General features: G+C 69.0%; 22 protein-coding genes and 1 pseudogene. 10 read left to right on the top strand and 13 right to left on the bottom strand.

The features are described 5' to 3' along the window. A pseudogene (locus ADK66_RS06370) lies at window positions 1-312 on the top strand (RICIN domain-containing protein); the annotation flags it as partial. Between the two features lie 166 nt (window positions 313-478). Continuing rightward, window positions 479-1855, top strand: coding sequence for an AbfB domain-containing protein (locus ADK66_RS06365; protein ID WP_197281431.1), 1377 nt, complete (start codon window positions 479-481; stop codon window positions 1853-1855). Between the two features lie 15 nt (window positions 1856-1870). Here the strand turns inward: ADK66_RS06365 and ADK66_RS06360 are convergent, their stop codons facing one another. After that, the gene (locus ADK66_RS06360) at window positions 1871-2314 is read right to left on the bottom strand and encodes a MerR family transcriptional regulator (protein ID WP_053652952.1); all 444 of its coding nucleotides are present in this window, start codon (window positions 2312-2314) and stop codon (window positions 1871-1873) included. Window positions 2315-2460: 146 nt separating this feature from the next. Between ADK66_RS06360 and ADK66_RS06355 the strand changes: the two genes are divergently transcribed. After that, complete coding sequence (locus tag ADK66_RS06355; protein WP_053652951.1) at window positions 2461-3399, top strand: oxidoreductase; 939 nt, start codon at window positions 2461-2463, stop codon at window positions 3397-3399. Between the two features lie 112 nt (window positions 3400-3511). Here ADK66_RS06355 and ADK66_RS06350 read toward each other — a convergent pair whose 3' ends face one another. The 4 genes from ADK66_RS06350 to ADK66_RS06335 all read right to left on the bottom strand — a co-directional run bounded on the left by ADK66_RS06350 (window position 3512) and on the right by ADK66_RS06335 (window position 8049). Beyond that, window positions 3512-4390, bottom strand: a complete 879-nt coding sequence (locus ADK66_RS06350) for a fructosamine kinase family protein (RefSeq protein ID WP_053652950.1) — start codon at window positions 4388-4390, stop codon at window positions 3512-3514. A gap of 86 nt (window positions 4391-4476) precedes the next feature. Further along, window positions 4477-5655, bottom strand: a complete 1179-nt coding sequence (locus ADK66_RS06345; protein ID WP_157552285.1) for a DUF4241 domain-containing protein — start codon at window positions 5653-5655, stop codon at window positions 4477-4479. 74 nt (window positions 5656-5729) lie between these two features. Then, entirely contained in the window at window positions 5730-7190 is a 1461-nt protein-coding gene (locus ADK66_RS06340) for an alkaline phosphatase PhoX (protein WP_053652948.1), read from the bottom strand. A gap of 100 nt (window positions 7191-7290) precedes the next feature. Next, window positions 7291-8049: an IclR family transcriptional regulator gene (locus ADK66_RS06335; protein WP_053652947.1), complete on the bottom strand. Its 759-nt coding sequence runs from the start codon at window positions 8047-8049 to the stop codon at window positions 7291-7293. A gap of 129 nt (window positions 8050-8178) precedes the next feature. Here ADK66_RS06335 and ADK66_RS06330 point away from each other — a divergent pair, with 129 nt between their 5' ends. From ADK66_RS06330 to ADK66_RS06315, 4 genes are all read left to right on the top strand, one after another. Beyond that, a complete protein-coding gene (locus tag ADK66_RS06330) occupies window positions 8179-8385 on the top strand; it encodes a hypothetical protein (protein WP_053652946.1) in 207 nt (68 codons plus the stop codon). Next, window positions 8382-9593: a fumarylacetoacetate hydrolase family protein gene (locus ADK66_RS06325; RefSeq protein ID WP_053652945.1), complete on the top strand. Its 1212-nt coding sequence runs from the start codon at window positions 8382-8384 to the stop codon at window positions 9591-9593. Before ADK66_RS06330 ends, ADK66_RS06325 begins: the two co-directional genes overlap by 4 nt. Further along, the gene (locus ADK66_RS06320; protein WP_053652944.1) at window positions 9590-11107 is read left to right on the top strand and encodes an aldehyde dehydrogenase family protein; all 1518 of its coding nucleotides are present in this window, start codon (window positions 9590-9592) and stop codon (window positions 11105-11107) included. The genes ADK66_RS06325 and ADK66_RS06320 overlap by 4 nt, the downstream gene beginning before the upstream one ends. Window positions 11108-11177: 70 nt before the next feature. After that, on the top strand, window positions 11178-12905 hold the full coding sequence (locus tag ADK66_RS06315; RefSeq protein ID WP_053652943.1) for an IlvD/Edd family dehydratase: 1728 nt from the start codon (window positions 11178-11180) through the stop codon (window positions 12903-12905). Between the two features lie 104 nt (window positions 12906-13009). Here the strand turns inward: ADK66_RS06315 and ADK66_RS06310 are convergent, their stop codons facing one another. From ADK66_RS06310 to ADK66_RS06300, 3 genes are all read right to left on the bottom strand, one after another. Then, complete coding sequence (locus ADK66_RS06310; protein WP_053652942.1) at window positions 13010-14245, bottom strand: cellulose binding domain-containing protein; 1236 nt, start codon at window positions 14243-14245, stop codon at window positions 13010-13012. A gap of 211 nt (window positions 14246-14456) precedes the next feature. Continuing rightward, window positions 14457-15065: a class I SAM-dependent methyltransferase gene (locus tag ADK66_RS06305; protein ID WP_053652941.1), complete on the bottom strand. Its 609-nt coding sequence runs from the start codon at window positions 15063-15065 to the stop codon at window positions 14457-14459. 39 nt (window positions 15066-15104) lie between these two features. Then, the gene (locus ADK66_RS06300; RefSeq protein ID WP_053652940.1) at window positions 15105-15398 is read right to left on the bottom strand and encodes a helix-turn-helix domain-containing protein; all 294 of its coding nucleotides are present in this window, start codon (window positions 15396-15398) and stop codon (window positions 15105-15107) included. Between the two features lie 78 nt (window positions 15399-15476). Between ADK66_RS06300 and map the strand changes: the two genes are divergently transcribed. After that, window positions 15477-16295 carry a type I methionyl aminopeptidase gene (gene map / locus ADK66_RS06295; RefSeq protein WP_053652939.1) on the top strand — a complete coding sequence of 273 codons (819 nt, stop codon included), beginning with the start codon at window positions 15477-15479 and terminating at the stop codon, window positions 16293-16295. A gap of 26 nt (window positions 16296-16321) precedes the next feature. Here the strand turns inward: map and ADK66_RS06290 are convergent, their stop codons facing one another. Then, window positions 16322-16900 carry a carboxymuconolactone decarboxylase family protein gene (locus ADK66_RS06290; protein ID WP_053652972.1) on the bottom strand — a complete coding sequence of 193 codons (579 nt, stop codon included), beginning with the start codon at window positions 16898-16900 and terminating at the stop codon, window positions 16322-16324. Between the two features lie 349 nt (window positions 16901-17249). Between ADK66_RS06290 and ADK66_RS06285 the strand changes: the two genes are divergently transcribed. After that, a complete protein-coding gene (locus tag ADK66_RS06285) occupies window positions 17250-17753 on the top strand; it encodes a hypothetical protein (protein WP_231639928.1) in 504 nt (167 codons plus the stop codon). Window positions 17754-17811: 58 nt separating this feature from the next. Further along, the gene (locus tag ADK66_RS06280; protein ID WP_053652938.1) at window positions 17812-18345 is read left to right on the top strand and encodes a copper resistance CopC family protein; all 534 of its coding nucleotides are present in this window, start codon (window positions 17812-17814) and stop codon (window positions 18343-18345) included. Between the two features lie 21 nt (window positions 18346-18366). Here ADK66_RS06280 and ADK66_RS06275 read toward each other — a convergent pair whose 3' ends face one another. The 4 genes from ADK66_RS06275 to ADK66_RS06260 form a co-directional block, all read right to left on the bottom strand. Then, the gene (locus ADK66_RS06275; RefSeq protein ID WP_053652937.1) at window positions 18367-19416 is read right to left on the bottom strand and encodes a zinc-dependent alcohol dehydrogenase family protein; all 1050 of its coding nucleotides are present in this window, start codon (window positions 19414-19416) and stop codon (window positions 18367-18369) included. Window positions 19417-19560: 144 nt separating this feature from the next. Further along, the gene (locus tag ADK66_RS06270) at window positions 19561-19806 is read right to left on the bottom strand and encodes a hypothetical protein (RefSeq protein WP_053652936.1); all 246 of its coding nucleotides are present in this window, start codon (window positions 19804-19806) and stop codon (window positions 19561-19563) included. Between the two features lie 11 nt (window positions 19807-19817). Further along, window positions 19818-21752, bottom strand: a complete 1935-nt coding sequence (locus ADK66_RS06265; protein WP_157552281.1) for a hypothetical protein — start codon at window positions 21750-21752, stop codon at window positions 19818-19820. Window positions 21753-22196: 444 nt separating this feature from the next. Beyond that, window positions 22197-24551 (bottom strand): AbfB domain-containing protein, encoded by a 2355-nt coding sequence (locus tag ADK66_RS06260; protein WP_053652970.1) that lies wholly within the window; start codon window positions 24549-24551, stop codon window positions 22197-22199. Window positions 24552-24806: the final 255 nt, after the last annotated feature.

The following is a 24806-nucleotide window of genomic DNA, read 5'->3' as shown; positions in this document are numbered from 1 at the left end:
TGGCAGCAGTGGCAGTTCGTCGACTCCGGCGGCGGCTACTACCGGCTGAAGTCCCGGCACTCCGGCAAGGTGCTCGACGTCTACAACTTCTCCACCGCCGACGGTGCGGCGATCGTGCAGTGGGGCGACGGCAACGGCACCAACCAGCAGTTCCGGATCGCCGAGTCCAGCGGCGGCTACGTGCGCCTGCTCAACCGCAACAGCGGCAAGGCGATCGAGGTGCAGGGCGCGTCCACCGCCGACGGCGGCAACATCGTCCAGTACGCCGACTGGGGTGGCAACAACCAGCAGTGGCAACTGGTCCGCATCGGTTAGCTCGGCGCCCCGGCCGACCAACGCGCGTGGGCTGGGTGGCGATCGTCCCGTCGCCGCCCATCCCCCGTGGCGAAGGTGGGCAGGAACTCCGCGACCAGATGTGGTTCAACGCCGACGGCACCATCCGACCTGTCGCGCCCACCCTCTAGGAGACGACGCCCTCATGAGACTGACAGCCCGCTGGCGCGTCATCGCGTCCCTGATCGCGTCCTCCGCCGTGGTGGCCACGGCCTTGGTCGCCATGCCCGCCCAGGCGGCGAACCCGATTGTGCCCCGGTTCGCCGGCGACCCGTCGATGCTCGTGGCCAACAACCGCGTGTACATCTACGCCACCGACGACCAGGGCAACAGCGGCACCTACTGGGACTCCAACGCCTGGCGGGTCTACTCGTCGAGCAACCTCGTCGACTGGACCGACCACGGCGCGCCCTTCTCGGTGAGCGGATTCTCCTGGGCGACGCAGTACGCCTGGGCGCCGTCAGCCGTGCAGCGCAACGGCTACTACTACCTGTACCTTCCGGTCGACCGGACGAAGATCGGCGTGGCCCGCAGCACGTCACCCACGGGCGGCTTCAGCGATCCCCGCGGCAGTTCCCTCGTGGAGCGTGGACGCGACGCCAACACCGGCGAGGAACCGATCGACCCGGCCGCCTTCGTCGACGACAACGGGCAGGCGTACCTGTATTTCGGTGGTGCCCGCGCGCCGAAGGTGGTCCGGCTCAACGCCGACATGATCTCGACCTCCGGTGGCGTCCAGAACCTCACGATCACCGGTACGGGCAGCAGCACCGCGTTCGGTGAGGCCGGATTCGTGCACAAGCGCAACGGCGTCTACTACTTCTCGTACTCGACCGGCTGGCCTGGCCAGATCGCGTACGCCACCGCGAGCAACCCCCTCGGTCCGTTCACCTACCGCGGGATCCTGCTGGACTACACGAACAACAACACCAATCACCACTCGATCGCGGAGTACAACGGCCGCTGGTACATCGCCTACCACCGCAACGGGCTGCCGGGCAGCAACGACTTCCGGCGGTCCCTGGCGATGGACTACCTGAACTACAACAGCGACGGCACCATCGCGCGGGTCACCCAGACAAGCGTCGGTGTCGGCACGCCCACCCTGCCGGTGAACCGCCTCCAGTCGTACAACTTCGCCGATCGCTACGTGCGGCACGCCAGCTACGACGCCCGGATCGACGCGAACGTGAGCCCGGCGGCCGACGGCCAGTGGCGGATCGTGCCGGGCCTGGCCAACGCGTCGAGCGGCTATGTCTCGTTCGAGTCGGTGAACTTCCCGGGCTACTACCTTCGGCACTACGACTACGACTTCTCGTTGGCCCGCAACGAGGGCACCGCGCAGTTCGCCGCCGATGCCACCTTCCGACGGGTGGCCGGGCTCGCCGACTCCGGCGCGGTGTCGTTCCAGTCGTACAACTTCCCGGACCGCTACATCCGGCACTGGGAGTACCTGTTGCGGCTGGACCAGATCACCAACGCGACCGGCCGCGCGGACGCCACCTTCCGCGTCACCAGCTAGCCCGAGCCGGGGGCGTCAACCGACCTGGTGTCGGCGCGTCCCCGGCACGGGCGGGGTTTGCTGTTGCCAAGGATCCCCGGTCGCGCCGGCGGCGAGGTGTCGCTCGTAGCTGGCCACCTTGGTGTCGACGAGGTCGAGGCAGTCGTGCAGTCGGGCGAGCTGCTCGGTGATGTGCTGCCGGTGCTCGCGCAGCAACGTCAGCCGCTCGGCCTCGTTGCCGCTGCCCTCACGGACGAGCTGGGCCAGGCGGCTGATCGTGGCCAGCGGCATCCCGGTGGCCCGGAACTTCACGCAGTTCATCAGCCACTCGACGTCCCAGGCACTGTAGACACGCCGGCCGGCCCGATCGCGCCGCACCTCGCCGGCCAGCAGACCAGCCCGCTCGTAGAGCCGCAGAGTGTGCACGCTCAACCCGGTGCGCCGCGCCACCTGCCCGATGCTCAGGTCCCCGTCCGCCATGGCGTCGACGGTAGCCCGTCGCCCGCCACCCACCGTCCGTCGCCGGTCGCCGGTCGCTGCCGCTCGGCGTACCTGCACGCTCGTCAGAAGTCCCGCCCGGCATCGGCGTTGACCTAGACCTTGGTCTAGCCCATAGCGTCCGGACCATGACCAGCGACACGACCCACACAATGTTCGGCGCCCACAGCACGGCCGGAGACATCCTCGACGGGATCGACCTCACCGGCAGGACTGCTGTCGTCACGGGTGGCTACTCCGGCCTCGGCCGCGCCACGACCCGTGCTCTCGCCCATGCCGGGGCCCGCGTCGTCGTCCCCGCTCGTCGGCCGGACGACGCGCAGCGGATGCTGGCCGGCGTGGGCGGGGTCGAGGTCGACGAACTCGACCTCGCCGACCTGGCGTCCGTCCGGACGTTCGCCGACCGGTTCCTACGCGACCACCCGACGCTCGACATCCTGATCGCTAACGCCGGGGTGATGGCCTGCCCGGAGACACGGGTCGGTCCGGGCTGGGAGGCACAGTTCGCGATCAACCACCTCGGCCACTACGCGCTCACGAACCTGCTGTGGCCGGCCCTCACCGCCGCCCGGACGGCCCGGGTCGTCTCGGTCGCCTCCGGACGTAACCCGTCGTGGCGGATCCGCTGGGACGACGTGCACTTCGAGCGCGGCTACGACAAGTGGGAGGCGTACACCCAGTCGAAGCTCGCGAACATCCTGTTCGCCCGCCACCTCGACCTGGTCGGCGAGCCGCACGGCGTCCGCGCCTTCTCGGTCAACCCCGGCTGGATCCTCACGCCCCTGCAACGACACCTTGCCGTCGAGGAGATGGTCGCCGCCGGCTGGATCGACGCCGACGGCACCCCGACGCCGGGCCTGTTCAAGACCGCCGAGCAGGGCGCTGCCACGCAGGTCTGGGCCGCCACGTCACCCGGCCTCGATGCCAACGGTGGCGCCTACTGCGCGGACTGTCGCATCGTCGGCGGCGACCCCAACGAAAGCGGCGGCAACCCCACGGACAGCAGTGCGGTGGCCCGCCTCTGGGCGCTCTCGGCTGACCTGACCGGCCTCGACCTCGTCCACTGAGCCTGACCCTGCCGGCCCACGCACACCCGCGGCGCCGCGCGTCCATGCCCCGAGCGGCCCTGATAGGCCATGCCCGAGCGGTTCGGCAGTGCCGAGCCGAGGGCACCTGCGGTCAGGTTTGCGTACGGAACGGGGCGAGGGTGGCGCGGATCTGGTCGGCCGCGCCCCAGTCGTCGTCGAACTGCGCCAGCACGGCGAGGTGCTGCCGCAGTTGGACGATCGGCATACGGGCCCGCCAGTCGCTGTCGAGCGAGGTCAGTTCCGCGTACACGTCGAAGAAGCGTCGCGCCTCGGGCGGGGGAGCGGTGGACCAGACGTGGGCGAGGTCGACCTCGGCCCACATGTAGGACACGGCGGGGTCGATAAGCGCGGGCTGCCCGTCCGGCGTGGCCAGGATGTTCTGTGCCCACAGGTCACCGTGGGTCAGGCAGGCCGGCCGGTCGGGGAGCAGGTCGGGCAGCCGGTGGCACAGCCGCTCCAGCGCCGCCCGGTCCGCTGTGTCGAGTGCCGCGTCGACGCGGGGCTGCCCGAGCCAGCGCAGCAACCGGTGCTGCGCGAAGAAGGCGAAGCCGTCGTCGTCCCAGGTGTTGATCTGGCGGCGGCGGCCCAGCCAGTTGTCGTGGTCCCAGCCGAAGCGCGGGGAGGTCGTGCTCAGGTGCATCCCGGCGAGCGCGTGCGCGAACTGTTCCCAGAAGTGCTCGTCGTGCGGCCTCGGCCGCAGCACCGACAGCACCAGCAGGTCCCGGCCCGCAAGGATCACCTCAGGCGTCGCCACGCCGCCGCGCTCGCGCAGGGCGGCCAACCCGTGCGCCTCCGTGACGAAGACGCCCTCGGCTGGTGCGTCGGCGAACGCCTTGACGAACACCGCAGGCGCGTCCCGGCGGGTGGCTATGCCGGCGAGCGCCGCGAGCCCACCCGTCACCGGCTCGACCGCCACGACGTCGCGCATCCCGGCCCGGTGCAGGCGTTCCAGCAGGATCTTCGAATCCATCGGGCCGCACTCCCTTTGGGGCCGGGGCGTTTGCCGGCCGATCCTAGGGGACGGCTGACGTTTGTCGGCTCGCGAGCCCTCTCAGCTCAGTCGTCGTCCTCGTCGTTGTCGGTGGGGAACAGCAGCATGTCCGCGACAAAGCAGGTAACGCTCTCGGTAGCGTCGTAGCCGATCCAGGTGGGGTAGGCACCGTCGCCCCAGCCGCTGGACCACACGACCATCGCTCCGGAGTCAATCGTGCGATGCCGGGGATCGATCAGGCCGTCGAGGGTCAGCCAGACGTCCTTCATCCGCTCGCGGGCGTCCGCGTCGACGAAGCAGGCCATGCCAGCGTCCACGCCGAACCCGAAGAACTCCCGATGGCCCAGATCGATCGGCTCCTGGCCATCGCGCAAGGCCAGTTCCCACCGCACGGTGGGCCGGTCGTTGACGTCAAGGCGGGCAGCGCACACCCGGCTGTGGCCCGGGTCGTCGAGGAAGGTGGCAAGGCTGATCGAGACCGGGTACGCGCCCGCTGGCACGCTGACGGTGAACGGCTCGGCGTCGAACTCCAGCGACGAGGGGTCGGCCGCCACCAGACGGCCGGAGGTCAGGCGAAGCTCCCCGGCCTGATGAACCGACAGGTGAAGCCGCTTGTCGTGGATGTCGACGATGGCGCCGGAGACGAACAGCTCCGCAATGCCGTCGGGCCGCAGGGGACGGGGCGGTCGCCACGGTGCGCGGGTCTCCACGCGCACCGGCAGTTCGTGCTGGACGGCGTCGACAATCTCGGCGGATGCCTCCCCGGCGAGGCGCAACAGCTCGTTCCATTGGCCAAAAGCCGGGATGGGTAGCCGTGGTGGTCGCTGCTCCGACGTGGACTCCTGCCGGGCACCCAGGTCTCCGCGCGGCTCCACGATGTCGGTACGCATTCCGGAGGTGCTGTACGTCGTGGTCGTCCTGGCCGCAACGTGCGGATACTCGTACTTGCCTGCGTCGGCTGGGCCATCCCAGGTGCGGGCTTCGCGCAGGAACAGGTCGCCCTCGTCGGTGCCGCGCAGCAGGTGCCGAGACAGTTGCCTGTCAGCGGGGTCGAATCGAGTGATTCGGCAATACCCATCGCTCCAGGACAGGTCCATCACCGCACACAGCTGACCGTTGAGCAACAGCAGGACGGTGTACGGTTCGCCCACCGCGTCGCGTGCTTTCGCAGTGACCGACGTCAACGGGTTGACCACGCCGGCGTCCCACCCGTCGCAGTAGACAGCCTCTAGCCTCGCTGGCACGGCGGTGACCCTACCTGCCGCCTCGACCCGCGTCGTGGGGGCCAGGCCGATCGCCTGACCCCCACTGATGGGCGTCAGCCCAGGTACTTCTCCCACGGGCCGGTGATGGCAAGGGTGAGGCCGGGGTCCTGCATGTTGACGAAGAGCACCTTGCCGTCGGCGGTGAAGGTAGGCCCGCAGAACTCCGAGTCGTTGAGCTGGTTGCGGGCGATCGCGTACGTCGGGCCGCCTGGAGTCGCGCTGAGCACGTGGGAGGCGCCAGAGCCGTCCTCGGCGAGCACGAGGCTTCCCCACGGGGTGACCGTCACGTTGTCGGGGCCGTCGAAGGTGAGGTCGGTGTACTTGACGGCCGTCCCCTCCTCCGAGGCGGTCTGGTGCGGGAAGTACGTCACCAGCTGGATGGTCTGGTCCTTGTAGTTGTAGAACCAGACCATGCCGTCGTGCGGCGCCGCGTCCGCCGGCAGGTCGCCCTCGTCCCAGGCGTAGGAGTTGACCACGTACACGCCCTCGTCGGTGCCCCACACGCCCTCGAACTTGCGGCCGCGGGTGACCTGGCCATCGGTGAACTGCTCGCGCACGGGCTTGTTCCGCGCGTCGCGGTCGGGCACCTCGATCCACCGTACGGGGAAGGGGCGGCCCAGCTGGGCGGAGGTCAGGTAGGCGACGTCCGGGAGCACCGAGCCGTCGTCCATGATGATCTGCATCGCGGCGAGGACTCCGGCGTCCGGTGCGAGGCGGGTGAGTACGCCGGGCCCCAGCTTCACTCCGCGTGGCGCCGTCCAGCGGTAGAAGAGGCCGTTGGGCTCGTCGGCGTCCTCGGAGAGGTAGACCCTGGTGCGGTCCCTGTCGACCGCCAGTGCCTCGTGGGAGTAGCGGCCCAGGCACTTGATCGGCCTCGGGTCGGCGCTGCCGTCGGCCCACACCTCGAAGACGTAGCCGTGGTCCTTCTGGAAGACGCCGGACCGGCCGTCCTCACTCCACTTGTCCCCGGCCCGGTCCTCGGTCTCCTCGCAGGTGAGCCAGGTCCCCCAGGGGGTGGGGCCGCCCGCACAGTTGGCGACGGTGCCGGAGAGGGCGACGAACTCGCCCAGGTTGCGGCCGGCGCGGTCCGTCTTGATCACGGTGCAACCACCGGCGTCGACGGCGCCCGGGTCGTAGACCGTGCCCTTGACGTGCGGCACGCCGAACTCGGCGCCGGGGTCCATCTCGTGGTTCTGGATCAGGTGGTACCGGCCGTGGCCGGCGTCGTAGACGGCCATGCCGTCGTGGTCGGCCGGTGTCAGGCCCTGGCCGTGGTCGAGCCGGGTGACCCCGGTACGTGTGACAACTGTGTAGCTGAAGCCCTTGGGCAGGGCCAGGATGCCCTTGGGGTCGTCCACGAGCGGCGGGAATGGCACGCGGCCGGCCTTGACCGGCGGGTGAACCCGGGCCGGGCTGGCCTGCGCCAGCGACGGCAGTCCGCCGGCGACGGCGAGGCCCACGCCGGCGGCGGCGCCGCCCGCGAGGAAGGTACGACGAGAGGAAGGCACGTGCATCAGCTCCTGGTCCGGTCATCTGCGACGGCTGACAGCCAACTCGCACGGACCGACGCCGACACGTCACCGATGCGATCAACCGGTGACATCGGAGTGACGATCAGGAAGACGGAGGTGTGTATCCGAGTTCACGCGAGATCTGGTTCGCGGTCTCCAGCAGGAGGGGCAGGGCGCTCTTCAGCTCGTCGAGGCTCGCGATGACCTCGATCGCCGTCATCGAGGCGGCGGCGATGACCTGCCCGCGCGAGTCCCGGACCGGTGCGGCCACGCACATCACGTAGGCGTCGTGCTCGCCGTTGTCCGTGGCCCAGCCGCGTTCACGGATGCGTGTGAGTTCGGCGTCGAGGGAGTCGTGGTCGGTGAGGGTGGTGTCGGTGAACCGTTCGAAGACGACGTGGGAGAGGAGGCGGTCGCGTTCCTCCGGTGGCAGGTAGGCAAGGATCGTCTTGCCGACCGCGCTCGCGTAGATCGACACGGCGCGCCCCACCCGGGATGGCAGCTTCACGGCGTCGAACGCCTGGCTGTCGACCTTGTCGATGTAGATGATCTCGTTGCCGGTCAGCTGCCCCAGGTGCACGGTGTGGCCGGTCTCGCGTTGCAACGCGCGGAGGTGGGCGGCGGCGAACTGCCGCAGGTCCATCGAGCCGAGCGCGATCTCGGACAGCTCGATCACCCCGCTGCCGAGCACGTAGGTACCCGCGCCGGTCCGGCGTACGAAGCGGGCGGCCTCCAGTGTCTGGAGGATCCGCAGAGCCGTGGACTTGTGGACGCCGAGCACGTCCGCCGCCTCGGTGAGCGACAGCGGTTGTTCCGCCGACCGGCGGATGAGGTCGATGGCGCGGCGAATCGATTGCGACAAGTTCCGTCTCCTCCCGCGACGGCCGCACCGGCCGCCATCGTTGCGTCATGTGCAATGTAATCCACGCGCCGCGCAATCATGGCTTGACACCGTTGCACATAGCGCTACGATCGTTGCAGATTGATCCCGGTGACTCCGACGCGTGACAGTGGAGAAACGGCGACACTGCCGCTCGGCGCGACACCGTCCACCTTCCGATACCTGGAGATCATGGCGACGGATGTGCCCTGGCGACCCGAGATCACCAATGAACGGCTGGTCCTGACCGGTTACGGCGACGTGCTCGTCTGCCCTCGGGACGAGCGGCCCACCTGCTACCTGGAGACCGGCTCATGACGGTCCCGAAGCCCCGAGAGCTGCCCGCTGAGGCGAACTGGTTCGGTTCCTCCACCGAGGCGCTGCCGGACGACGTCGACCACAGTGTCCTCGTCGGACGGATCTGGGACCCGTCCGTCGACGGACCCTCGACGGTGACAGTGCGCGGCGGCGAGGTCATCGACATCAGCCATCTGTTCCCGACCGTCCGGGACGTCTGTGAGCTGCCGGACCCTGCCGCCACGGTGGCCGGGCTCGACGGGCCACGGGTGGGCTACTTCGGGGAGATCCTCGCCAACACCGGTGCCGCGTCGCCGGACCGTACCCGGCCCTGGTTGCTGGCCCCTGTCGACCTCCAGGCGCTCAAGGCCGCGGGTGTGACCTTCCCGGTCTCGCTCATCGAACGCGTCATCGAGGAGCGGGCACGGGGAGACGTGGCGGTGGCGGCGGACATCCGGCACCGCATGTCCGCCGACATCGGCACCGACCTGACCAGCCTGGCACCGGGCTCGCCCGAGGCGGACCGGCTCAAGACCCTGCTTGTCGGCGAGGGCATCTGGAGCCAGTACCTGGAGGTGGGTATCGGGCCCGACGCCGAGATCTTCACCAAGGGGCAGATCCTCTCCGCCGTCGGCACCGCCGTCGCTGTCGGTGTGCTCGCCGCGTCGACCTGGAACAACCCGGAGCCCGAGGTCACGCTGATCGTCCAGTCCAGCGGCCGGGTCGTCGGCGCCACCCTCGGCAACGACGTGAACCTGCGCGACGTCGAGGGCCGCTCGGCGCTCCTGCTGCCCCTGGCGAAGGACAACAACGCCTCCTGCGCCCTCGGCCCCCTGATCCGCCTCTTCGACGAGCGGTTCGGCATGGACCAGGTACGCGAACTCGAGGTGGGCCTTGAGGTCTGCGGGGTCGACGGCTTCCGACTGGAGGCCGTCTCGGAGATGACACGGATGTCGCGCGACCCGGAGGCGTTGGTGCGTCAGTTGATCGGCCCGCACCACAGCTATCCCGACGGCGCCGCCCTGATGCTCGGCACCATGTTCGCGCCCATCCAGGACCGGGACCGCCCCGGCGAGGGCTTCACCCACAAGGTCGACGACATCGTACGGATCAGCTGCCCGTCCCTCGGCACCCTCGTCAATCGCGTGCGGCACGCGGAGGAATGCGAGCCCTGGGAGTTCGGCGTCCGGGATCTCATGGCCAACCTGGGAAAGAGAGGACTGCTGTGAACGTGGTCAGCACGGTCGATCCGCGCGACGGCCGACAGCGCGACACGGATCTCACCGAGACCGACGATCTCCGGCTGGAGGCGATCGCCGAGCAGGCGTCCCGGGCGACGCAGTGGCTGTCCGACCTGGGACGGCTCGGCCGAGCGGGGATGCTTGACGCCATCGCAGCCTCCCTGGAGTCCCACCGGGCGGCACTGGTCGCCGCCGCCGAGGCGGAGACCGGGCTGAGCCACGCCCGACTCGACCAGGAACTCACCAGGGCGGCGCTCCAGTTCCGGCTGTTCGGCGACGTGCTGCGCGACGGAGCGTACGTCGAGGCGGCAATCGACCACGCTGCCGAGACGCCACTCGGGCCCGGCCCGGACCTGCGGCGGATGCTCGTACCGCTGGGGCCGGTCGCCGTCTTCGGGGCGAGCAACTTCCCGTTCGCGTTCTCGGTCGCCGGGGGTGACACCGCCGCCGCGCTCGCCGCGGGGTGTCCCACAGTCCTGAAGGCCCACCCGTCGCACCCGCTGACATCGCACGCCTCCGCCGAGGCGATCGGGTCGGCGATCCGCGAGTTGGGCGGCCCCGACGGGGTGATCTCCACCGTCTACGGGGAGCAGGCCGGCCGCCGCCTGGTGCGCCATCCCGCGATGCGCGCGGTGGCCCTGACCGGCTCTGTCGGTGCCGCCCGCGCCATCCAGGCGGCCATCGACGAACGCCCCGATCCCATTCCCCTGTACGCCGAGCTGAGCAGCGTGAACCCGATCGTCGTCCTGCCCGGCGCGTCCGCCGACCGGGGGGACCAGATCGCCGAGGGCCTGTACGCCTCGTTCACCGGCTCGGGCGGTCAGCTGTGCACGAAACCCGGTCTGGCGTTCGTCCCGTCGGACCCGGGTGGCGCGCACCTTGTGGACGCGCTGCGGGACAGGGTCGCGGCCTCCGGCGGTGCGGTAGTGCTCAACGAGCGCATCCGGGACGCGTACGAGAACGGGGCGCGGGCGTTCGAGCGGGCCGGCGCGCACGTCTCGGCGCGGCCGACCGTCGATCCCGGTGCGGGCTTCACTGTCGCGCCGACGCTCCTGGAGGTCGATTTGCCCGGCCTGACGGCCGAGATCGCCGACGAATGTTTCGGTCCGCTCCTGGTCGTGGTCCGGTACGACGACGTCGCCGACCTAGACGCCGTGCTGGCGACCGTCGCGCCGTCGTTGACCGGCTCCATCCACCACGGGCCGGGCGACGACGCCGCTGTCGTACGCCGGATGGTCGACGTGCTCGCGGCCCGCTCCGGCCGCATCGTCTTCGACGGCTATCCCACAGGCGTGCGGGTGTCGTGGGCCCAGCACCACGGTGGGCTGTGGCCCTCGACGAATTCCGTGCACACCTCGGTGGGCGCCACCTCGATTCGGCGGTTCCTTCGTCCGCTCGCCTGGCAGAACGCCCCGGAATGGATCCTCCCCGAGGAGTTGCGGGACGGGTACACCGCGATCGCCCGGCGCGTCGACGGGAGGTTGGAGCCAGCGGCGACGTAGCCGCCGTACGGCTGCCACAGGTCTGGGCCTGAGCCCGCTTCTGTTTCTCTCAACCCGGAGGGGTGCACCGATGTCGACCACAGATCGGCCGCTGCGCAGCGCGCAATGGTTCGGCGCCGAAGGCCGCAACGGGTTCGTCCACCGATCGTGGATGCGCAATCAGGGGTTCGCCGACGACGTCTTCGACGGTCGCCCGGTGATCGGCATCGCCACCACCTGGTCGGAGCTGACACCGTGCAACGCCCACCTGCGCGACCTGGCCGAATCGGTGAAGCGGGGCATCTGGGAGAGCGGCGGCCTGCCGCTGGAGTTTCCCGCGATGAGCCTTGGCGAGCCCCTCATGCGACCCACGACGATGCTCTACCGCAATCTGCTGGCCATGGAGTTGGAGGAGTTGGTTCGCGCCAACCCGCTCGACGGGGTGGTCCTGCTCTCCGGCTGCGACAAGACCACCCCCGGCCTGCTGATGGGTGCGGCGAGCGTCGACCTGCCTACCCTCATGCTGACCGGCGGGCCCATGCTCAACGGCAAGTTCCGCGGTCAGGACATCGGCTCGGGCACCGTCGTCTGGCAGTTCACCGAGGAGGTGCGCGCCGGCCGGATGACTGTTGCCGACTGCGCGGAGGCGGAGGTCGGCATGTCCCGCAGCCGGGGTCACTGCATGACGATGGGTACGGCCTCCACGATGGCCTGTGTGACCGAGGCGCTGGGCGTGCAGATGCCGGGGGCCGCCGCCGTACCGGCTGTCGATTCCCGCAGGTACGCGCTCGCGCACGCTGCCGGTCGCCGGATCGTCGCCATGGTCTCCGAGGACCAGCGGCTGTCCAGTGTGCTCACTCGACAGGCGTTCGAGAACGCCATCCGGGTCAACGCGGCGATCGGCGGCTCCACGAACGCCGTCGTGCACCTGCTGGCGATCGCCGGGCGTCTCGGCGTCCCGCTGTCGCTGGAGGACTTCGACACACTCACCGCCGACGTACCCATGATCGTCAACCTCATGCCGTCCGGGACGTACCTCATGGAGGATTTCGCCTATGCCGGCGGCGTGCCGGCGGTGATGGCGGAGATCGCCCCGCTGCTGCATCTCGACCACGTCACCGTCAGCGGACGGAGCGTGGCCGACAACATCGGCGGCGCCCGGTGCTGGAACCGGAACGTCATCGGCACCCTCGCGGAGCCGTTCCAGCCCGCCGGCTCGGGCACCGTGGTGCTGCGCGGGTCGCTCGCGCCGTCCGGGGCGGTGCTGAAGGTCTCCGCCGCCTCCGCGCACCTGCTCACGCACACCGGGCCGGCGCTCGTCTTCGACCGGATCGAGGAGTACGTCGTCGCCGCCGACGATCTGGACCTCGACGTCACGCCGGACACCGTGATCGTGGTCCGTAACGCCGGCCCACGCGGCTATCCCGGCTTTCCGGAGGTGGGAAACGTGCCGATGCCGCGACGGCTGCTCGCCGACGGCATCACGGACATGGTGCGGATCTCCGATGCCCGCATGAGCGGCACCGGGTACGGCACCTGCATCCTGCACGTGGCCCCGGAGGCGTCGGTGGGCGGCCCGCTGGCGCTGGTGCGTACCGGGGACCTGGTTCACGTCGACGCCTCCGCGCGGCGTCTGGATCTGCTTGTCGACGACGTGGAACTCGCCCGACGCCGGGCCGCGTGGCAGCCGCCACCGCTGACTGCCGACCGGGGCTGGACGCGGCTCTACAGCGAGCACGTCCTGCAAGCCGACAGGGGAGCTGACCTTGACTTCCTCGTCGGCGGCAGCGGCAGCGCCGTGCCCCGGCACTCGCACTGAGCCAGCCCGTCGACCCGCTGCGCGTGCGGGCCGGCGGCGAAAACACCTTCGGCGGGCCGGTGATCGGGCACCGGCCCGCCGAAGGGCCCACACATCTGTGGAATTCAGCCTCCGGTGCAGGTGGCGGTTGCGCCGCTGCCGTTTCCGGTGCCCTGGAACCCGAAGGTGGCAGTCTGACCGGCGGCCAGCCGCCCGTTGTAGCTCTGGTTCGTGACGGTGACGGTGCCGCTGGTTCCGCTGGCGACGCCGTTCCACAGCGAGCTCACCGACGCGCCGCTCGGCAGGTTGAGGGTCACGCGCCAACCGCTGAGCGCGGCGGTTCCGGCGGTGACGGTGACGTTGGCGACGAATCCGCCGTTCCACTGGTCAGCGACGGCGTAGACAGCGGTGCATGCGGGGCTGCCGGTCGGAGGCGGCGTGGTCGGCGGCGGCGTGGTCGGCGGCGGTGTGGTGGGCGGGGGTGTGGTCGGCGGCGGTGTGGTGGGCGGCGGGTCGTCGCCGAGCGTCAGGTTCTTCTGCTGGACGGTCCACTGGGTACCGCACAGACCGCAGTTGGCGCCGACGAAGTTGGTGCCGGCGGTGGTGTCGCCCTTGAGGCGCCACTTGAGGTAGAGCACCGCCACGCGGCCGAACTCGCCGCCGTTGGTCTGGTCGTAGGTGCCGCCGTGCCCGACGTTCAGGTTGCCCATGAAGGCGGGCAGCCCGGCCGGGAGCTTGCCCCAGTCGTCAATGGCGTTGGGGTAGGCGATGTCGCTGGGGCCGCCGACGAAGTAGGCGATCGGCTTGGTCAGTCTCCGGAGCTGGTAGTCGTCGGCGTCGTTCAACAGGCCGCTGCTGAAGATGCCGGTCGTGGTGACCCGGGGATCGTTGGAGACGGCGTACGCCTCCAGACCCCCGCAGGAGAAGCCCGCGACGGCGACTTTGGACGTGTCCAACCTGTTGAAGTACTTGCTGCCCTGCCGGGAGTTCTCCGCGACGGCCCAGTCGATGGACTGGGTGAGCATCTGGGAGTTGGTCGAGCCGGATCCGTTCGGAGCGCCGTTGGCGATGGCGAGGAAGCCGTGGGAGGCGATCTCCCGGAGGAAGTTGCCCTGGGAGAGGCCATTGACCGAGCAGGCGCCGTTGCCCCACACGAGGATGGGGAGACGCTCGGACGGGAGTGTCTGCGGGCGGAAGATGGTGTGGTTGGCCAGGGTGGTCGACGTCTCGTAGTCGGCGGGGTAGGGCCCCGAGCCGCCGACGGCGGCACTGGCAGGTGTCGCGCCGAACGCCATGAACATCGAGGCGACCGGGACGATGAGTGCCGCCAGCCCCGCGCCGATCTTCGATCTCCTTCTCATGGAACTCCTCCGGGGACGTGCTCCCTGCGCTGGCGGCGGCGATCGTGCGGGCACGCCTCGACCAGGGCGGTCGGCGCGGGCGCGGGCCGGGTGGATGTGGGCGGCGTCCACCATCCGGCTGCGATCCCCGCGGCGATCCGGCGGGAGCTGTGGGCAGTTGTTCACACCAGTGTAACGAAAAGTGTCAATGTCTTGCTCGTTGGTCGTCCCGTCAGACGGCGACGGCCGCGATGGCGCCGTGCGGCCGGTGGCGGTCGTCGCCGGGCCGCCGCAGACGCTCGACCTCCGTGAAGCCGGCTCGCGCCAGTCGCGTGGAGACCTCGTCGAAAGGCCAGCGGTACGCCGTGACGACCTTGTGGTCGAAGGCGGCGACCTCCTCGGTGCCGCCGTCGAAGAGGCCGAGCACAAGCGTTCCGGAGGGCGAGATTGCTCGCCGGAACTCGGCGAGCACTCCGTCGAGGTCCGGCGGCGGCAGGTGGATCAACGAGTACCAGGCCAGGATGCCGGCCAGGCTGTGGTCGGCGGCGTCGAGGCTGTGCAGTGACCCCACGTGGTACCGACCGTCCGGATGGGTGGACCGCGCGTGGGCGATGAACTCGGGGACCAGGTCGACACCCGTCGCGTCGACGCCCAGCGAGCGGAGATGGTCGGTGAGGTGGCCGGGACCGCAGCCCAGGTCGAGCACCGGGCCGGGTCGGCCGGCCAGATGCCGCCCGATGAAGGCGAGGTCGTCGGGATCGACCTGCTCGCGGGTGCCGAACAGCCCGATGTACGCCTCGGCGGCTGACGCGTACGCCTGCCGGACCCGATCCAGGTTCACCGGACGACTATAGGAGACCGGCCCGACGTCGACCGGCTCCTAGCGGAGCACCTCGGCGGCCGGCAGCCAGGGCGACTGGCCGACGGGCATGTCGGCAAGCCAGGTGTCGGCCAGGTCGGCCAGCGGGACGTCGAGGGCCCGGCTGAGGCACACGACGGTGCCGAACGCCGGTGCGGGAAGCCGGCCCGCCTCGATCTTGCGCAGGGTCTCCGGGGAGATGCCGGCTGCCAGGGCCACCTCGACGAGGCTGCGGCTGCCCCGCGCGGCGCGGAGGGCGACTCCGAGGCGCTGACCCGCTGCGATCTGCTCGGCGGTGAGGGGTTGGCGAACCATGCCAGAAGGATAGCCCTCGGGGGAGTAGGCCGTCCGGCGTGGTATAAAAATACCGCAACCGGGAGAGGGAGATATGGCGTGATCGAACTCAAGTCCGCCGAGGAAATCCGCCAGATGGCGGTAGCCGGCCAGTTCGTCGGCGAGCTGCTCGCCGAGCTGAGCGGTGTCGCCGCCGTCGGCGTCAACCTGATGGACCTCGAACACCACGCCCGCCGCCGGATCGCCGAGCGCGGCGCCGAATCCTGCTACTGGGACTACGCACCCTCCTTCGGCCGCGGCCCGTTCCGCAACGTGCTGTGCCTGTCGGTGAACGACGCTGTGCTGCACGGCCTGCCGCACGACTACGTCCTGCGCGACGGCGACCTGCTCAGCATCGACATGGCGGTCGGCGTCGACGGCTGGGTCGCCGACTCCGCGCTGTCGGTCATCGTGGGCACCCCCGACCCGGCCGACGAGAAGCTGATCGAGGCCACCGAGGTCGCACTGGAGGCCGGCATCGCCGCCGCCCAGCCCGGCGGTCGGCTCGGCGACATCTCCGCCGCGATCGGCGACGTCGCCCGCTCCTATGGCTACGGCGTCAACGCCGAGTTCGGCGGCCACGGCATCGGCCGGACCATGCACGAGGCCCCGCACGTGTCCAACGACGGCCGCGCCCGCCGTGGCCTGAAGCTCGCCCCAGGCCTCACCGTCGCCATCGAGCCCTGGTTCTGCCGCTCGACCGACAAGATCAAATTTGATGAGGACGGCTGGACGATCCGCTCCGCCGACGGCTCCCGTACCGCCCACTCGGAGCACACGGTGGCTATCACGACCACCGGCCCTCAGGTGTTGACTCGCCGCCCCACACCCGACGCCACCTCGGGTGGCCCCACCGAACGGTCCGCCAGCGCGTCCTGACCCGCGCCCGGCCTCGGGGCCGGCGCTCAGCTGACCGGGGTGGCCGGCGGCGGCACCGGAAGCGCCGACCCGTAGCCGACCTCGATGATCCGACGGGTGGTCTCGGCGTAGGCGTCCTGACCGACGGGTGCGAAGGTGCCGAGCCCGTCGACGTAGCGGTTGAACATGCAGAACGCCGCAGCGATCAGCACGGTGTCGTGGATCTCCAGGTCGGTGGCGCCCTCGGCGCGGGCGTCGGCGACCAGCTCGGAGGTGACGTTACGGCCGCTGATCTGAACCGCGCCGGCGATGCGCAGCAGCGCCCGCAGCTTCGCCGAGATCGGGGCGGTGTCGAGGTCCGCGCGCACCTTGTCGACGAGGTCCATGCCCTCCTCGAGCTGCGCCGCGGCGAACGCCGAGTGCGACGAGCAGCAGAACGTGCACTCGTTGCGCCCGGAGACGTACGCGGCGATCAGCTCCCGCTCGCCAGCGGGGAGCGAGTGCGGAGCGCGCAGCAGCACCTCGGCCAGCTCGTTGAGCGGCTTCGCCGTCTCCGGCCGGTACATCATCGGGCCGGTGATCCCGGGAAACTGCTTCTCGTCGACGCCGAGATCGATGTGCGCCATCGTCGTCATGCCCTTCCGCCGTCGTGACAGCCCCGACCACCTGGGCGGGGCGGCGTGACCGCCGCGCGACAATGCTCCCATCCGGCCGTCCGGGGAGCTTCTTTCATCGTGCTCTCTGTGACGCCGCAGAAGCAGACTGTCACACGCCCGAGGCGGTTCGTGACGGCCCGGTAGCGCCAAGTGCGCAACCACGAAGAACAATCACTCTCCGTCAATGTCTAACGTGCTCCTTGAGATGACCAGCCACCTAGATGGAGTGCACATGAGCGTGGCCAAGGAAAGCACCGCACGTCCCGGACTTATCGGCGCGATCAACACAGCGCACCATCGCACGGTCCTCTGGTTATACATGGCCGTCGTGCTCGCCCACTGGGCCGAGCACCTGGTGCAGGCGTACCAGATCTGGGCGCTGGGGTGGGCCCGCCCACAGGCGCGTGGCGTCCTGGGCATGCCCTACCCATGGCTGGTCAGCTCCGAGTGGCTGCACTACGGCTACGCGATCGTCATGCTGATCGGCTTGTTCCTCCTGCGCCCCGGGTTCGTGGGTCGGGCGAAGACATGGTGGACGGTCGCCCTGGCGATCCAGTTCTGGCATCACATCGAGCACCTGCTGCTGCTGTTGCAGGTCCAGATGGGCTTCCTGCTGCCCGGTGCGGCCGGCCCTAGCAGCCTCGTCCAGCTCGTCGTGCCCCGCGTCGAGCTGCACCTGTTCTACAACTCGGTCGTCTTCATCCCGATGCTCGTCGCGATGTACCTGCACCTGCGGCCGAATGATCATGAGTTGCAGCAGATGCAGTGCACCTGCGTACCCAGGGGCCAACGCCGGCTGACGCTCGCGTCGTCCGTCGGCTGAGCGGGCCGCCTTGTCCGCCGCGCGCCGTACCTTGGCGATCGCTACCGCTCTGGCCTCCGTGGGGATCGCCGCCGTCGTCTGGTTCTCCGTCCGCCAGTCGGACGCCGAACCGGCCCGGGTGCTGGCGGTGACCCCGGCCAGCGGCTCGGCCCTGGCGACCACACCGGACGCGGTCACAATGCGGCTCTCGACAAGTGCCGACCCGGTGCTGTCGCACATCACGGTGCGCGACAGCACCGGGAGCACCGTCAACGACGGACAGATCAGGGCGGCCGGGGAGAGCGGGCTACGTCAACCGGTCCGCGTCACACTGGCCGGCGACTACAGCGTCGCCTACCACATCACCTTCACCAACGGGCATGACGACAGCGGTGTGCTGCGGTTCAGCGTGGGCACCGGCACCGGACCTCTCGACACCGGCGAAATTCCCGAGGCCATTCTGGACAGTGAGGGGCATGCCCATGGCATCGACCCGTTCGGGGCCACCCTGCTTGTCGTCGACGGCATCGTGCTCGTGGTCGTCCTCGCCCTGCTGATGCGGCCCGGGCGTCGCCGTCCCGCCGTCCCGTCCGAGTCGATCGACCACGGTTAGACACCGGGCCCTGCGCGGTGCTCACCACGGGCGGATGAGACACATCCCGCCCGTGGTGGGCCTGTCCATCGTGGACAGCGCGTCCGGCACCTCGTCGAGGCCGATGGTGCGGGTGATCAGGTCGGCAGGGCGCAGCACGCCGGCGGTGACGAGCCGCAGGAGCTCCGGGTAGGCGTGCGCGGCCATGCCGTGGCTGCCGAGCACCTCCAACTCGTACGCGATCACGAGTTCCATGGGCAGCGTGGGGCGGCCCTGGGCGGGGGGCAGAAGCCCGACCTGGATGTGACGCCCTCGACGCCGCAAGCTCTCGACCGACGCGGTGCACGTGGCGTGGCTGCCGAGGGCGTCGAGGGACAGGTGTGCTCCACCGCCGGTCACGTCCCGAACGGCGGCGGCCACCGCCGAGGGTCCGTCGAGGGCGCTGCCGTCCAGGCAGACGGTGGCCCCGAAGCGGCTGGCCAGGTCGAGTGCGCCGGGGGAGACGTCGACCGCCACCACCTGAGCACCGCAGGCCACGGCGATCATCACCGCGGACAGCCCCACGCCACCGCACCCGTGCACCGCCACCCACTCGCCGGCCGCCACCCGCCCCTGGTGCACCACCGCGCGGAACGCCGTGGCAAACCGACAGCCGAGCGCCGCGGCGGCCGGGTAATCCAGCCCGTCGGGAAGGGGGACGAGGTTGACGTCGGCGTCGTGCACCGACACGTACTCGGCGAATGACCCCCAGTGGGTGAAACCGGGCTGCGTCTGCCGTTCGCAGACCTGCTGCTGCCCGGCGAGGCAGGCCGGGCACCGCCCACACGCGCAGACGAAGGGCGCGGTGACCCGGTCGCCGGGCCGCCAGCCGCGTACGCCCGCGCCGACCGCCGTGACCACACCGGCGAACTCGTGACCGGGTACGTGCGGCGGGCGGATGTCGGGATCGTGTCCCTGCCAACCGTGCCAGTCGCTGCGGCACAGCCCGGTCGCCTCGACCCGGATGACAGCGCCTCCGGGCGGCGGCACCGGGTCCGGGACGTCGCGGACCCCGGGGCGGGCACCGAACTCGTCGAAGATCACGGCACGCATGGCCGGTATCCTCACACGCCTGCTCATCGCCCGTCATGTCGATCGCGGACGCTCGGGCCTTAACCTCCGCTGCCGTCGGCGCCCCTTATGGCTGGCCCAGTCGATGCAATGAGCGGCGTTCGGATCCGACTCTCTGTCTCGGCCCTACTTGTCAACGTCTTTCCTGCGCTGGTCTGCCAGGAGAGGATAGGGGATAGCATTCCGGCTGAGCTGCGCGGCGTCCTCCTCGCGGATCTTGTCCACTAACGCGTATACGATGGCGTTCAGCGCTATGTGTTCGGCTCTCGTGGTCACCACCGTCATACCGGCAATGTCACTGTCAGGCACCTCGGCACGTCGGACGACCAAGCGGCCGTCGCCCCACTCTTCAACTGCTGGATCGTCGCTCATTCGAACGCCTCCTACTGGGTCGGGCTACCGTTCTCGATCTCAAGGTCCGACTCTTTGCTCACCGCAGCGCGCTCAAGCATGTCGACGTAGTAGCGAGTCGCGTTCTGTCGCTGTCGCGCTAGAAATATCGCAAGGGTGAGCGATATGAGTGACAGGGAGAGCCAAACAGCGTCGGTGTGCACGACGTGGTCGCCGAAGGCAAGTGCCAGAGACACTTCCGAAGGAAGCTCTTTTGCGGAGTCGAGGACGTACATGAGTACGCCGGACAGGGAGAGCACCACGACCGACTGTAGCCCGAAGTAGGCTGTCAGCGAGGTGCGACCGACCCTTTCGTAGTCGAGCCCGCGACCGAGCGCGCCAGCGACGAACGCTGGGAGCGCCAGGACGAGCGCAGGCAGTCCCAGCGCCGACGCTGCACCGTCCATGCCAGCGCGCGTCAGAGTGAAGAACAGGATGATGACGGCCGTCAGGACCGCAAGCATGGCGGCGTTGCCAAGGACCCCCGGGGGCACCTCACGCAGATAGATTATCGATTTGAAGTTCCAGCGATCCAGTTCTTCTGGTGCGCTTGCTCGGAGATCGATTCTGCCGCCTTGCCTCCTGACGTAGAGGTGTGCGACCGAGCGTCCTTTTTCGTGGTGAAGCCTGACGTACTGCTGTCGATCGTTGAGTTTGAAGTTGCTCTGGCGTAGGGCGCGCCGGCTCTTGAGAGCCTCAAGGTGGTGGCTGAACACGTAGCATCCCGCAGGCGCGACCAGTTCGAAGTGATAACTGTCGGCCTGAAGGGCTCTGGTCATCGGAACATCCAAGGTGTACGGCGCCAGCCCCAATCTCGCTCTCAACTTCTCGTAGGAGCTGACGTGTATCCGCTCGGGAGAATACAGCGAGCTGTATCTTACGACGAGGTTCGTGGTCTCAGGTGCGGGAACTTCGACGATCACCACATAGCTTCGCGAAAGCGCTTTGCAGATGCCGACGATCTTGTCGCGCCATGCTGCCGAAATGTCGCCGCTCAAACTGCTGATGCGTGCGATTGAAGCGTCTACCTCGTCGACGCCACTTCTGGCCGTGTCGGCGGAGGTCCGTAACCTCCGTGGGCCCGCCGGCCTGCAAATTGCGACGATGGCCCTAGCCATTATTTCGTGATCGGACGGGCTCAGAATGGGCGGCCTCTTGCCGCCGGAAGTCTCCTGGTGGGCCAGAAGAAACAGGGACTGAATCGCCAGTGAGGTGAGCCCACGTGCCTCCCACTGGGAGAGAGCCGGAATCGTCTCGCCCTTGGAGCTGGCAGCGCTCACCAAGTCGAACAGCAGCCCTTTGCGTGCGGTGATCAACGGAATGAGGACTCGTGGGGCACGGATGCTCGACGGAACGGATTCTTGGTTTGACGTAGTCGATCGGGCATCTGGGTCCCGGGGGTCCACCTCTTGGCTACCAGGCGCGTTCGCGACACTGGCATCCTCAGTAGGGCCGGGGGTTACCGACGCCCCCCGCCCCTGCGGGCGAGGAATGTCGATGCGATACTGCAACGAGGTGTTGACCCGCCACATCCGTCCGGCCGGCTCTACTTCGTCATGCACGCGTGACAGTGATCGTGGTGGGTTAAGCAGTAGGTTTATGAAGCATGCGATGGCGTAGGAATCGTAATTGCGTGCGACGTATTTGGTGGCCTCTTCTATTTCTTCGCGGGTTGCCGGCTCGGCAACCGGCGGGCCGAGGGCCACTTCCGTCAGCTTGGGAGTCTCGCGAATCCGGATGACGAATGTCAGTGCCGCGAGGGCCAAGATGGCGAAAATGATGTGGACTGCCGTGTTTGCCCACGCCATGTCAACCAGGGCCACGTAGGTGAAGAGGAAGAGTAGTGCCGTCGCGACGAGGCTGCCCGCCCGCTTGCGCCCCAGTCCGAAAGAGTCCGGCTGGCGGACTGCTGGAAGCCTGATTCGCACGGAATCTCCTTCTAGCGTCGAAGGACCGCAAGCCTCGTGCACTCGCTGCCCTCTATGGCGTCTGGCGGATGTGCCGGCCTGTCAACCGCCGCAAGAGCCCTCCGAGCATACTTTCAAGTCTTAGCCGGATGTCAATGACTGTATGTGTTTTGCGCAGGTGCGTTCGGTGCCTCGTCGGCTCGGCTTCGCTTCAAGGTAGGGCTTTGGCAAGCTCAGGGATATGAATGCCGTGGCCACCTTGCAGATGTCTGCAATACGACACCGGCGTTGCTTGTGTTCTGCCGTGAAAGTGCGCTTCAGCGATGGCGTAGAGGGCGCAGACCGACCTCTTCCAGCTTGATTGACTTCTTGGATTGTCCTGAACGTTGGCGATCCGATGCACGGCCGCTGGCCAGCGATCCCGCCGGGGCCGGCCGCTGTGGCCGGCCCCGGCGGACACGCCGGTCAGGGTGCCCAGGGTGCGGCGATGTTCCAGGTGCTGTCGGCCGCCCACAGCGTTGGCGTGTTGTATGCGTCGCCCCCGGCACCGTTGCTGAGCCAGACCTCCGAGTTGTAGTGCCGCAGGTACTTGCCGCGGAAGTTGTACGACTCCAGCGAAACACCGCTGCCAGTCAGGCCCACCCGGGCGCACCAGGTGGCGTCCTGGCGCAGAAGGGCGGTCCCGTCGTTGGGGGAGTTGCGGACCCGGGATTCCTGGTGCCGCAGGAACTGACCGGGGAAGTTGACCGACTCGAACGAGTAGCAGGTGGCGTCGGCAAGGCCGGCCCGGATCGTGTACGTGGCGTCGTTCTTGAGCAGCGCCGAGCTGCCCGCCTCGACGACCTCGGTGAACGCCAGGCCGTTCTGGTGGCGCAGATAGCGGTTGGTGTAGCCGGGTGTGGTCACCTGCAACGACCGCCGGGCGTCGACAGGCAGCGCGACGGGCGCCGAGCTGCCGATCGACTTGGAGGCGTTGATGAGGGCGGTGTTTGCGGCGCGGACCCGGGCCTGATCCATCTTGACGACCTGCCGGTCGTAGGTGAGGAAGCCGTTCAGCTCGCCCTCCTGGTCGGTGATCTCGGTGTAGACGGTCGCACTGAGCCCTTTACCGATCATCAGGTTCTGGGTGCCCTGCACCAGCCCCACGTAGCGGTCGGTGAGCGCCGCCGACGTGGGTTGCCACTCGTACGCGAAGAACTGGCCGTTGGGGCTGTACTCGTGGCCCGGCGTGTGCAGGCCCAGGCCGCCGAACTCGCCGAGCACGGCGATGCGGCTACCCGACGGCGAGGGGGAGTCCGGCCCCAGGTAGACGTGCCAGTCGTCGATGTCGCCGTTGCCGGGGTTGCCCAGCGACTGGCAGCAGTTGTAGCCGCTGTGGGTGTTCACCAGTCGGGTCGGGTCCTGGTTCTTGATGTTCTGCCCGACCCGGCGGGTGTCGGCCAGGTTCCGCTCACCCCAACCCTCGTTGTACGCCGTGTAGGCGACGACCGCCGGGGAGCTGCGATGCTCGTCGACGATCTCCCGTGCCTCGGTCTCGAACTGCGCCTGCTGGGCGTCGGTGGCGTCGACGTTCTGCGCTGTCATCGACGGGATGTCCTGCCAGACGAGCAGGCCGAGGCGGTCGGCGTGGTAGAACCAGCGCTGTGGCTCGACCTTGATGTGTTTGCGCACCATGTTGAAGCCGAGGTCCTTGTGCTTCTGCAGGTCGAACGCGAGCGCGGCGTCGGTGGGTGCGGTGTACAGCCCGTCCGGCCAGAAGCCCTGGTCGAGGGTGCCGACCTGGAACACGAACTGACCGTTGAGCTTGGGGCGCAGCACCCCGTTCACAAGGCCCGTGGTGATCTCGCGCATGCCGAAGTAGTGCGTGGTGCGGTCGACCGTCGCGCCGCTGGCGTTGCGTAGCGTGACCCGCAGGTTGTAGAGGAACGGGTCGTCGGGGGACCAGCGTCGCGCGTTGGGCACCGGCACGCTGAACTCGCTGAATCCGCCGGTGGCCGAGCCGACCACAGTGGTGCCGTTCAGCGCCTCGGCGAGCACGCTGTGACCGCTGACGTCGCCTCGGGTGAACACCCGTACGCGCAATGTGTTGTTCGTGAGGTTCGGATAGACGTCGACGCTGCTGATCGACGCGGCGGGCACCGGCTCCATCCACACCGTCTGCCAGATGCCGGAGCTGGGTGTGTAGAAGATGCCGCTTGGTGTCTTGGTCTGCTTGCCGATCGCCGGGAGGCTGCCGTTCTGCCGGGTGTCGGTGGGGTCCCACACCTTGACGACGATCTCGTTCGAGCCGGCACGCAGCTGCGGTGTCACGTCGAAGCTGAAAGCGTCGTAGCCACCGGTGTGCGCCCCGACGCGTACGCCGTTGACCCAGACGGTGCTCTGCCAGTCGACCGCCCCGAAGTGCAGCAGTGTCCGCCGGCCCGCCCAGTTCGGCGGGACGGTGACCGTACGCCTGTAGAACAGGTAGTTGCGGTTGTCGTTGGCGGCCCGTTGGATCCCGGACAGGGCGCTCTCCACCGGGAAGGGGACGTTGACCCGCTCGGGCAGGGTGGTGCCGAACTGTGGGGCGTCGTCGGTGGCGGACTGGCGGAGCTGCCACTCGCCGTTGAGGTTGAGCCAGTCGGGCCGGGTCATCTGCGGTCGCGGATATTCCGGCAGCGGTGTGCCGACCAGCGCCTGACTGGTCCACGGGGTGGTGAGCGGGGGCGTCTTGGCCGGGGCGGCCTGCGCCGGTCCGGTGGGCGCGGCGAGTACGCCGGCGATCAGGGTGAGGACGAGCAGCAGGGGCAGGGCGGTGCGGATGTGGACTCGACGTGTCATGCCGTCTCCGGGGGACGAGTCGCCACGGGCGGTGCAGCTGGCCCGAAGCGCGCGGGCGGTGGGCATCCGGTGGTCGCTGGGCGGAGGTGGAGGATGTCGGCGGGAGTTCCAGCGGCGACCATCGGCAACATTATTGACACCCGTCGTTATCTATATAACGTTATAGAGGAGGGCGGCGGCCCGGTCAATCCTTGTTCGTCGATGCATACTCAGGTGTCCTCGCCGACCGCCATCCCAGGCGGCATCCGGAAAGGG

Origin of the sequence: Micromonospora sp. NRRL B-16802 (genome assembly GCF_001279555.1) — a bacterium.
In the GTDB taxonomy this organism is placed as follows: domain Bacteria; phylum Actinomycetota; class Actinomycetes; order Mycobacteriales; family Micromonosporaceae; genus Micromonospora; species Micromonospora profundi.
Note: the sequence above shows the minus strand (reverse complement) of the source record. Positions and strands in the feature narration are given on the sequence as shown.

Coding starts and splice junctions, on each gene's coding strand:
- ADK66_RS06285 (WP_231639928.1), top strand. CDS start 17,250: ATGGCCGTCGTGCTCGCCCACTGGGCCGAGCACCTGGTGCAGGCGTAC.
- ADK66_RS06315 (WP_053652943.1), top strand. CDS start 11,178: ATGTCGACCACAGATCGGCCGCTGCGCAGCGCGCAATGGTTCGGCGCC.
- ADK66_RS06290 (WP_053652972.1), bottom strand. CDS start 16,900: ATGGCGCACATCGATCTCGGCGTCGACGAGAAGCAGTTTCCCGGGATC.
- ADK66_RS06360 (WP_053652952.1), bottom strand. CDS start 2,314: ATGGCGGACGGGGACCTGAGCATCGGGCAGGTGGCGCGGCGCACCGGG.
- ADK66_RS06325 (WP_053652945.1), top strand. CDS start 8,382: ATGACGGTCCCGAAGCCCCGAGAGCTGCCCGCTGAGGCGAACTGGTTC.
- ADK66_RS06310 (WP_053652942.1), bottom strand. CDS start 14,245: ATGAGAAGGAGATCGAAGATCGGCGCGGGGCTGGCGGCACTCATCGTC.
- ADK66_RS06270 (WP_053652936.1), bottom strand. CDS start 19,806: ATGAGCGACGATCCAGCAGTTGAAGAGTGGGGCGACGGCCGCTTGGTC.
- ADK66_RS06260 (WP_053652970.1), bottom strand. CDS start 24,551: ATGACACGTCGAGTCCACATCCGCACCGCCCTGCCCCTGCTGCTCGTC.
- ADK66_RS06300 (WP_053652940.1), bottom strand. CDS start 15,398: ATGGTTCGCCAACCCCTCACCGCCGAGCAGATCGCAGCGGGTCAGCGC.
- ADK66_RS06365 (WP_197281431.1), top strand. CDS start 479: ATGAGACTGACAGCCCGCTGGCGCGTCATCGCGTCCCTGATCGCGTCC.
- ADK66_RS06340 (WP_053652948.1), bottom strand. CDS start 7,190: ATGCACGTGCCTTCCTCTCGTCGTACCTTCCTCGCGGGCGGCGCCGCC.
- ADK66_RS06355 (WP_053652951.1), top strand. CDS start 2,461: ATGACCAGCGACACGACCCACACAATGTTCGGCGCCCACAGCACGGCC.
- ADK66_RS06350 (WP_053652950.1), bottom strand. CDS start 4,390: ATGGATTCGAAGATCCTGCTGGAACGCCTGCACCGGGCCGGGATGCGC.
- ADK66_RS06275 (WP_053652937.1), bottom strand. CDS start 19,416: ATGCGTGCCGTGATCTTCGACGAGTTCGGTGCCCGCCCCGGGGTCCGC.